The following is a 9283-nucleotide window of genomic DNA, read 5'->3' as shown; positions in this document are numbered from 1 at the left end:
GCATCAACTCCTATCCAACTCGCCGCTGAGTTGCATCTCGTTGGCCTGAGGTGGCCAAGCCCTTCGAGCATGGCCGCGCGCCCCTCTGGCGGTGAGACTCGACAAGGTTCGAAGGTGGTACCTGATCAATCGACCGATACCCGGGCTGCGTCCATCCACAGGGTTTCGAGGTCATAGTAGCGACGCGCTTCTTCTTGGAAGACGTGCACGATCACATCGCCGAAGTCCATAAGTACCCAGGTGCCGTGGGGCAATCCTTCGACCCCCAGGCAGCGGGTCGCGAGCTCGCGGCCGGCGACTTCTTGGATGTGCCGTGCCAGCGCGCCGACCTGACGTGCGCTGCGGCCGCTCATGGCAACCACGACGTCGGCGTAGTCGACCTTGCCCCGCACGTCGATGATCTCGACGTTCAGCGCCTTCTTTTCCATGGCAGCGCGCGCCAAGGCGAGCGCAAGCTCGACCGGTGGGTCGAGCGGCGGGCGTTGTTTGTCCTTCCCGCGTTTGCTTCCACGTTGACCGGCACCACGCGCGGAGCCCCTGCCTTCCGCCCCGCCCGAGCGCCGTCCGTTGCCGTTTGCGCTGCCTCGCTTACTAGGGCTCAACGCGTGCTCCAAGACACTATGTTCGCACCTGCCCGGCGCCGTACGCGATCCACTTCGAGGCCGTGAGCTCCGCCAACCCCATGGGCCCGTACGCGTGAACCTTGGTGGTCGAGATGCCCATTTCGGCCCCGAGGCCCAGCTCGAAGCCGTCGTTGAAACGCGTGGAGGCGTTCACGAGCACCATGCTGGCATCGACCTCCCGTAGCCAGCGTTGGGCGCAGGCATAGCTGCGCGTGACGATGGCTTCCGTGTGTCGTGATCCATGGCGTTTGACATGGTCCAGGGCCGCGTCGATTCCGTCGACCACCGCTATGGACAGTGTCCGATCGAGGTACTCGGTATCCCAGTCTTGGCTCCGCGCAGCCTTGGCGGAGCCGATGATCTCGGCTGCTCGCGGGTCGCAGCGGAGCTGTACGGCGTGCTCGCGCAGCGCTTGCGCCACGCGGGGCAGCAGCTCGTGTGCGCAGGCCGCATCCACCAGCAGCGTTTCCATGGCGTTACACACCGCGGGCCGCTGCACCTTGGCGTTGAGCACGATAGCGATCGCCAGCCTCGGATCCGCGTCGCCATGCACGTACACGTGGCACACGCCTTTGTAGTGGCCGACCACCGGCACGCGTGCGTGAGCAGCCACAAAACGAACCAGCTCCTCACCGCCCCGAGGTATCGCTAGATCGATGAGCCCCTCCAGCCCGAGCAACGCCTGCAGTGCGGAACGGTCTGTGGTCGGCACCAACGTGACTGCCGCTTCCGGGAGGCCTTGCTCCCTGAGTCCTCGCTCGAACAGCCTCGCGAGTGCCTGGTTGCTCTGAAAAGCCTCCTTGCCGCCACGTAGAATGCAGGCGTTTCCGCTCTTGAGGCACAGTGCTGCTGCATCCGCCGTTACGTTGGGGCGCGCTTCGTAGATGAGCAGGATCACGCCCAGGGGCACGCGCATGCGACCAGCCAGCAGCCCGTTCTCAAGCTGCCGCATTCCTGTGATCTCACCTATGGGATCGGGCAGCTCGGCGACTTGCTCGAGCCCGTCTGCGACCGAGCCGAGCCGACTCTCGTTCAGGCTGAGACGATCCAGCATGGCCTGAGTGAGCCCGCGTTGACGACCCTCGCTGAGGTCGCGCGCATTGGCGTCGAGCACCGGCGCAAGCGCGGGCCCGCGAAGCTCCTGCGCCACCCACCTCAACACGCCGTTCTTCGCCGCGGTCGCCGCGCTCGCCAGTGCCGCGCTCGCGACCCGGGCACGCTCCGCCAGCGAGCGGACAACCTGGTCATGCCCGGATGTGTCTGTAGCTGCTGTCACTACCTGGACGCAACACTAGCACCTTCCTGCCGAAAGCGCGACGCGGGCCCACACCTGGTCCTGTCAGAGCACCACCAGGTCGTCGCGGTGTACGATTTCGTCACCCCCGTAGTAGCCCAGCAGCTCCGGGATCTGTTGTGTCCTGGCACCGATCAGTCGCTGCACGTCGCCGGCGTCGTATCGGCTCAGACCACGCGCAAGCTCCCTGCCGTCCCGGCCTACGATGCGGATGGCATCGCCGAGGCGGAACTTCCCGCTGGCTTTGGTGACACCAGCCGGCAGCAGGCTGCATTTGCCGCTCTCCAGCGCTCGTGCTGCCCCGTCATCCACGGTTACCGAACCCCTGGGTTTGAGCGTGTACGCAATCCAGTGCTTGCGGCTGGCCATCGTGTTCCCCTGGGGCAGCACGAGCGTGCCGAGGCTTTCCCCGTCCAGGATCCGGCCGACGGCGTGCGGCTCGGCCGCAGGAGCAATGATGGTGGGTACGCCGCGGCGCGCGCACAGAGCCGCCGCGTCGAGCTTGGAGCCCATGCCTCCCAGTCCCGCGCTGTCGAGGGAGGCCCGTACCAGCCGGCGTGCAGCGTCAAGGCTCGTCACGACGGGCACCCGCGCATCGGCCTCGTCCAGCAGCCCCTGCACGTCGGTCAACAGGACCAACAAGTCTGCGCCGACCAGCGCCGCCACGAGCGCGGCCAGGCGATCGTTGTCTCCAAACGTCAGCTCCTCGATGGCTACGGTGTCGTTTTCGTTGATGACGGGCACGGCGTCCCGCTCGAGCAGTGCCTCGATGGTCGCCCTGGCTCGCAGGTAGCGGGACCGATCGGCAAGCCCTGCATGGGTCAGCAGCACCTGCGCCACCACGAGCCCGTGCTCGGCAAACGCGCGCTCGTAGGCGTGTACGAGACGGGCCTGCCCTACTGCCGCGCAAGCCTGAAGGTCGGCGATCAGGCGCGGCCGGAGCGGCAGACCCAGCCGCGGGTAGCCGAGGGCCACGGCCCCCGAAGACACCAGCAGCACGGTGTGTCCGCGCTTGCGAAGCCCCGCGAGCTCGCCGGCCACGGCCGCGAAACGCGCGAGACCGTGCCCCTCGCGACCCAGCAGCGCACGGCTACCGATCTTGATCACGATCCGGCGGATGTCCCCGCGCGCGATCGGCTGGTCAACCATGGCTGGAAACTCGCTCGCGGGAGCCCGGATGGCTACGCTGTTGGGGCATGCCGCCGGTCTCGGACACCTTGCTGACCGACGAGCTCGCACCGTGGTTCGTGCGCACGGCGGCGGCGGTATTCGGGGCGCTCTGGGGCAGCTTCTTCAACGTGGTGATCTACCGTTGGCCGCGCGAAATATCGGTCGTATTCCCTGCAAGCCACTGCCCGGCCTGTCAAGCGCGCATCCCGGCTCGCCACAATATCCCGATCTTGAGCTATCTCCTGCTGCGGGGCCGGGCGGCCTGCTGCGGCGCGAGGCTTTCGATGCGGTACCCCCTGGTGGAAGTGCTTGCCGCGATCTTGGCGCTGGCCGTGGCCGAGCGCTTCATCGTGCGGTCCCCATGGCAGGTCGAGCTGCTCCCGGCCCTGCTGGTCGCCTTGTGTTTCTTCGCGTTCGTGGGCGGGCTGCTGGTGGCGGCCTTCATAGATATGGAATGTATGGAGATTCCTGACGAAATCGCGCTGCCCGGAGCCGCGCTGGGGCTGGCGACCGCCACGTTTCGGCCCTGGCCCAGCGCAGCGGAGATCGCGTTTGGAGCGGGCGTTGGTTTTCTTCTGGTGCAGGTGCTCTTTGTGTGGGGATACGAGAAACTGACCGGCAGGCGGGGCATGGGGGAGGGCGACGCCAAGCTCCTGATGATGATCGGCGCGTTCGTGGGCTGGCAGGGCGTGCTCTTTTCCCTCTTTGCGGGCGCCACGCAGGGGGTCATCGTCGCCCTCGGCCTCTTGATGGCGGGCCGGAGCCCGACGCCTACGGGATCGGATGACAGACCCAGCCGCGACGCCACCCGTGGCATTCAGCTTGCCCCCGCCGAGCCCCTGGACACCCATGAGGAGGCGCCGGGGCCCCGGTCCGAGCCCCCGCCGCGCTATGCGGGTCATCTCAAGGTTCCGTTCGGCCCCTTCTTGAGCCTTGCGGCCATCGAGTACCTTTTCTTCGGCGAAGCCGTGTTGGAGGTTTACTGGGGGCTCTTTCGCTAGCTTGGCTCGCTTCGGGGCCATCGGCCCGGCGCTTGCGCGTGCCAGAGGTCGCGTGCTACCCAGCTGCCGCTCCTGCTCTACGGAGGCCCCCATGAGGAAGTCACCCCTCGAGATCGTCAACGAGCGCTTCAAAGACAAGGACGGGCTCGTCAAGGCCGTGCGGGAGCTCGCCACCGATCAGCTCTGGGTCGAGCGCCTGGGCGACAAGGGTCTCAAGCGCGTTCCCAACAAGAAGCTGCTTCATCTGCACGACGTTCTGGGAACCGTCAAGGCCAAGTTTGGCTCGCGTTCCTCGATGATCGACGCCCTGCTCGGGCTGCAGGGAAGGTCCAACGACGCCGATTTCCGCAGCAAGCTTGAGACCTATTCTACACCCAAGCTTTGGGAGCTCTACAGGGCCGCCTCGAAGCGCGCTCGATCGAAGTAGGGACTTCGCTCCCGCAATCGCCCTGCAGGGTCGCGCCGCTGCTGGCGGGCTTCTCGGAGCGGCACGGCTCTGCTACCACGGGCTTCCAGTGTCCTTGGACCCTCCCGGACACCGGCCCGGCCATGAGCGGATCCAGCTTTGTACATCTGCACGTGCACTCCCAGTACTCCATGTTGGATGGAGCCATCCGCATCGGCGCGCTGGCCGCGCAGGTAAAGGCCGCCGGCATGCACGCGGTCGCGCTGACCGACCACGGCAACATGTTCGGTGCGCTGCAGTTTCACGCAAGCTGCACGACTGCCGGCATCAAGCCGATCCTGGGCTGCGAGGTCAATGTCGTGCCTTCGCTGGCCGGCGCAGCCCACGATCCCGGCGGTCATCTTCTGCTGCTTGCACGCAGTCAGCAGGGCTATCGCAACCTGGTTCGGGTCGTGAGCCAAGGGTGGGTCAAAGGCCTGCTGGCCGGTACGGCGCGCATCGATCTCGAGCTGCTCAGCGCCCATCGCGGAGGACTGGTCGGCCTGAGCGCTTGCATGGGCGGACACGTCGCGCAGGAGCTGCTCAACAAAGGTGAGGCCGCCGGACTGCGGGCGCTGGAGCGGCTGCGTGAGTGCTTCGAGCCCGGCGCCTTCTTTGTAGAGCTCCAGGACCACGGGTTTGTCGAACAACGGCCGCTGAACGAGATCCTGATCGAGCTCGCCGGCCGCCTCGAGCTGCCGCTGGTCGCTACGAACGACTGCCACTACCTCGGGCGCGACGAGGCTTCGGCTCAGCTCGTGCTGCAGTGCATTGCTGCGGGCATCACCGTGCAAGACATGCGGCGCTCGCATCACGGCTCCGACGAGATGTTCCTCAAGAGTCCGGAGGAGATGGCCGAGCGGTTTCGGCATCTTCCCGAGGCTATCCGCAACACGTTGGTCATCGCGGACATGTGCGCTGGCCAGGCCGATCCCTTCGCCGCCCCGATGCTGCCCCGCTTTTCGGTCCCCGAGGGTTACGATGAGGCCGGCTACTTTCGATCCCTTGCGGAGCAGGGCCTCGAGCAGCGTTTTCGAGAGCTCGAAGCGATGGGCAGGCCTGTCGAGCGCGAGGCCTACCGGCAGCGCCTGCGCATGGAATGCGATGTCATCTGCAAGATGGGCTACGCGGGCTACTTCCTTATCGTGCAGGACTTCATCAACTGGGCCAAGCAGCGGGCCATTCCCGTCGGTCCGGGACGGGGCTCCGGCGCTGGCTCGCTGGTTTCCTACGCCATGCGCGTCACCGACCTGGACCCCATCGCCTACGGGCTGCTTTTCGAGCGTTTTCTGAATCCGGAACGCGTTTCCATGCCCGACTTCGATGTGGACTTCTGCATGGAGCGGCGCGACGAAGTCATCCAGTACGTGCGCGAGCGATACGGCAACGATAGCGTGGGGCAGATCGCTACGTTCCACTTGCTGAAGAGCCGAAGCACCGTTCGCGACGTGGCGCGGGTCATGAAGCGGACGCCGCAGGAGGCGGGGCGCATCGCGTCGCTGGTGCCGGAACCTTTCCAGGGCAAGATAGCCTCGATAGCACAGGCGCTCGAGCAGGAGGCTCGGCTGAAGGCGCTGTACGACGAGCACGACGAAGTGCGCGAGCTGCTCGACACCGCCATGACCCTGGAGGGACTGACGCGCCACGCGGGTATGCACGCGGCAGGGGTGGTGATCAGTGAAGGACCGCTGTGGGACCACGTTCCGGTTTTCTGTCCGGAACCCGGAATCTACGTCACCCAGTACCACAAGGACGACGTTGAATCCGCCGGCCTCGTCAAGTTTGACTTTCTGGGCCTCAAGACGCTGACCGTCATCGACCGCGCATGCCGGCTGATCGGCAGGAGGCCCGATCGCCGGGGCGAGGCGTTCGATATCGCTCGCATTGCGCTCGACGACCCCGCCGCCTTCGCATTGCTCCAATCAGGCGAAACAACCAACGTGTTTCAGCTGGAGTCGAGCGGCATGCAAGCGCTGATCAAACAACTTCGACCCGACTGTTTCGAGGATCTGGTCGCGCTGGTCGCGCTCTACCGCCCCGGTCCGCTCGGATCGGGCATGGTCGACGATTTCGTGCAGCGCAAACACGGGCGCACGCGGGTGAAGTATCCGCATCCAACGCTCGAAAAGGTCCTGCGCGAGACGCGTGGCGTGATCGTCTATCAGGAGCAGGTCATGCAGGCGGCCCGCGACATGGCCGGCTACTCGCTGGGAGAGGCGGATCTGCTGCGCCGAGCCATGGGCAAGAAAAAGCCCGAGGAGATGGCGAAGCAGCAGGCGGTGTTCGTCCGGGGCGCGGTCGATCGCGGCCATTCCAAGGAAGAGGCGGAAAAAGTCTTCAACCTGATGTCCCACTTTGCCGGCTACGGCTTCAACAAGAGCCATTCAGCAGCCTACGCGCTGATCGCGTACCAGTGCGCCTACCTCAAGGCCCACTACCCGGTGGAGTTCCTGTGCGCGACGTTGAGCGCCGACAAGGACAAGACCGAGAAGGTCGTGCGTACGATCGCCGAAGCGCGCGCGCTGGGCGTGACGGTCTTGGCGCCTGATGTCAACGAAAGCGAGATCGATTTCACGGTCGTTTACGGGAAAGCGCATTACGAGGATGGAGGTGCGGTCGCGAAGCCTGTTTGTCGAGGCGGCCGCGTGCATGACCCGGCCGATCCCAAGATCCGTTTCGGTCTCGGCGCTGTCAAAGGGCTGGGCGAAGCCGCGCTCGAGGCCGTGTTCGAGGCTCGTCGCGGTGGCGAAGCGGGCGACAACGGGCCGCCGGCAGTCAAGCAACCGTTCACGGATCTGTTCGACTTTGCCGCGCGCGTGGACCTCCGCCGCGTGAACAAGGCGGTCATCGAAGCGCTCGTACAGTGCGGTGCAACCGATACCATGCACACTCCACTGGGGATAAGTCGCGCCCAGGCGTTGGCCTCGGTGGACCGCTCCATCGAACGGGGTCGCAAGATCGGGGCGGACCGCGAGAGCGGTCAGACTCAACTGTTCGCGTTGTTGGGCCAAACAGGCGACGGTTCCGACGCGGCGCGTACCCACATCGATTGGCCACGCGTGCAGCCTTGGAGTCGGCACGAGCTGCTGTCGCGCGAAAAGCAGACGCTGGGCTTCTACATCTCCGGGCACCCGTTGGACGGCTACGCCGAAGAGCTCAAGCGCTTCTGCAGCGCCACTACCGTGCAGCTGGCGCAGATGTCCGAGGGCACCCACGTGACGGTAGGCGGAGTCGTGGAGGGTTACCGCGAGCGCAATACCAAGAGCGGCAACCGCATGGCCTTCTTTTCGCTCGAGGATCCTGTGGGCCGCGTCGAGGTGCTCGTACGCTCGCGCGCGTTAGAGGCCAGCCGGGAAGTACTGCAGGCCGGAGGTGCGGTGCTCGTGGGAGGCGTCCTGCAGTTCGAAGGAGAACGCACGCCTTCCCCGGAGGTGGACACCGGCGAGAGCGCAATGGTGGCCAAACTGCTGCTCGACCAGGTTGCGCCGCTAGCGGATCAGCTGCGCGCCCTGACGAAGTGCGTCCGCGTGCGAGTCAACGTGCACGAGCTCAATCGCAGCAAGCTCGTGGCCTTGCGCAAGGCTTTCCTCGAGTACCCGGGCGGCTGTCCGGTCACCCTCGAGCTGCTGTGCAGCGAAGGTTGGGCCGTGAGCCTGCGTGCCGAGACCCTTTTCGTGGACCCCTCCGAGGCCTTCACCTCTGGCCTGGAACAGCTGTTCGGGCACAAGGTCTGCGAGCTGCAGTAAGAACCCCGTTCTCCGAACGGGTTCTAGGCCAGCTGGCGAGCTTTACAACCAGGCCCCTCGATGATAGATGGCCGCGACCGCCCGGGGCCGTTAGCTCAGCTGGCAGAGCAGCGGGCTTTTAACCCGACGGTCGTAGGTTCGATCCCTACACGGCCCACCGCCGCGCTAGAGCCGCGCCAGCGTAGGTCAGCAAACCCTATCGTCCCCATCGTCTAGTGGCCCAGGACTCCGGCCCTTCAAGCCGGCTACGGGGGTTCAAATCCCCCTGGGGACGCCAGTTCCTGCCTCGAGTCTTCAGGGATTTCGGGGCGTTATTGTTTCGTGATTTCGTTGACGGCATCGAGCGAGTGTACTGCTGCCGGGTCGGCCCGGTGGCCGGGCCTGCATGTCGTGCCCAAGTACGGTTGCTCGTGAGCGACGAACAACGCGACGGGCCAGGCAATGACAATAGAGCTCGGTCAGCTCGGGGTCTGGCAGTCCCTGTCCAGCTCGGATCGGTTGCGCGCCAGTTCGCGGATGTCGGCGTGCTGGGCGTGCGGAGCAACTTGTGGGCAGGAGTGACCTGGCGTCGTCCGGGCGGGGGATCTCGTGCTCGGGCCCGACGGTGCCCCCCGGACTCGCGCCTTGTGCCTGAGGAACACCGGTGGGCCGGCTCAGAGATGCTCGCTCCACGACAGCGTTCATCAGCGCTCAAACATCAGGACCCCCCGCCGGTCCCTGCGCGCGAGACCCCCCGCCCGGACGACTTGCATGGTGGCTGGATCGAGCGGGCGTTGTGGGCGGCGAGCGACGCTGATCCTGCCTCCAGCCTCTGAGCGCCGAATCCACACGGCGAACGTGCCCGCGCACGCCGGAGGACGCCAACTCTGAAGCTGTAGAGCGCCCGCCCCTTCCTGGCATCGTTGGATTACCAACCCACAACGAACAAGAAGGAGCCGACTATGGACTACTGTGGACTGGCTGTGCCGTGAAAGCTGTGGAGGTTCCGATGACCTAACAAGACG

At 65.7% G+C, this 9283-nt stretch carries 6 protein-coding genes and 2 tRNA genes; 5 read left to right on the top strand and 3 right to left on the bottom strand.

The genetic code is table 11. The features are described from left to right. Positions 1-125: 125 nt before the first annotated feature. From rsfS to proB, 3 genes are all read right to left on the bottom strand, one after another. Positions 126-602: a ribosome silencing factor gene (rsfS, locus tag MJD61_05900; protein MCG8554809.1), complete on the bottom strand. Its 477-nt coding sequence runs from the start codon at positions 600-602 to the stop codon at positions 126-128. A gap of 16 nt (positions 603-618) precedes the next feature. Further along, a complete protein-coding gene (locus MJD61_05895) occupies positions 619-1899 on the bottom strand; it encodes a glutamate-5-semialdehyde dehydrogenase (protein ID MCG8554808.1) in 1281 nt (426 codons plus the stop codon). Positions 1900-1962: 63 nt separating this feature from the next. Continuing rightward, positions 1963-3066, bottom strand: a complete 1104-nt coding sequence (gene proB, locus MJD61_05890; protein MCG8554807.1) for a glutamate 5-kinase — start codon at positions 3064-3066, stop codon at positions 1963-1965. Positions 3067-3113: 47 nt separating this feature from the next. Here proB and MJD61_05885 point away from each other — a divergent pair, with 47 nt between their 5' ends. The 5 genes from MJD61_05885 (at position 3114) to MJD61_05865 (ending at position 8556) form a co-directional block, all read left to right on the top strand. Continuing rightward, positions 3114-4088 carry a prepilin peptidase gene (locus MJD61_05885; GenBank protein ID MCG8554806.1) on the top strand — a complete coding sequence of 325 codons (975 nt, stop codon included), beginning with the start codon at positions 3114-3116 and terminating at the stop codon, positions 4086-4088. A 91-nt stretch (positions 4089-4179) separates the two neighbouring features. Beyond that, positions 4180-4515, top strand: a complete 336-nt coding sequence (locus MJD61_05880; GenBank protein MCG8554805.1) for a hypothetical protein — start codon at positions 4180-4182, stop codon at positions 4513-4515. Positions 4516-4637: 122 nt separating this feature from the next. Continuing rightward, positions 4638-8279, top strand: coding sequence for a DNA polymerase III subunit alpha (gene dnaE, locus MJD61_05875; GenBank protein ID MCG8554804.1), 3642 nt, complete (start codon positions 4638-4640; stop codon positions 8277-8279). Positions 8280-8363: 84 nt separating this feature from the next. Then, positions 8364-8436: transfer RNA gene (locus MJD61_05870), tRNA-Lys, on the top strand. Positions 8437-8480: 44 nt separating this feature from the next. Then, a tRNA-Glu gene (locus MJD61_05865) sits at positions 8481-8556 on the top strand. The last annotated feature ends 727 nt before the right edge of the window (positions 8557-9283 follow it).

It is taken from the genome of Pseudomonadota bacterium, assembly GCA_022361155.1.
In the GTDB taxonomy this organism is placed as follows: Bacteria; Myxococcota_A; Polyangia; order Polyangiales; family JAKSBK01; genus JAKSBK01.
The sequence above is the reverse complement of the archived record's forward strand: the minus strand, read 5'-3'. Positions and strand labels throughout refer to the sequence as shown.

Bases quoted from the DNA above. Each gene is read 5' to 3' on its own strand.
- MJD61_05880 (MCG8554805.1), top strand. From the start codon at position 4,180: ATGAGGAAGTCACCCCTCGAGATCGTCAACGAGCGCTTCAAAGACAAG.
- MJD61_05885 (MCG8554806.1), top strand. From the start codon at position 3,114: ATGCCGCCGGTCTCGGACACCTTGCTGACCGACGAGCTCGCACCGTGG.
- proB (MCG8554807.1), bottom strand. From the start codon at position 3,066: ATGGTTGACCAGCCGATCGCGCGCGGGGACATCCGCCGGATCGTGATC.
- dnaE (MCG8554804.1), top strand. From the start codon at position 4,638: ATGAGCGGATCCAGCTTTGTACATCTGCACGTGCACTCCCAGTACTCC.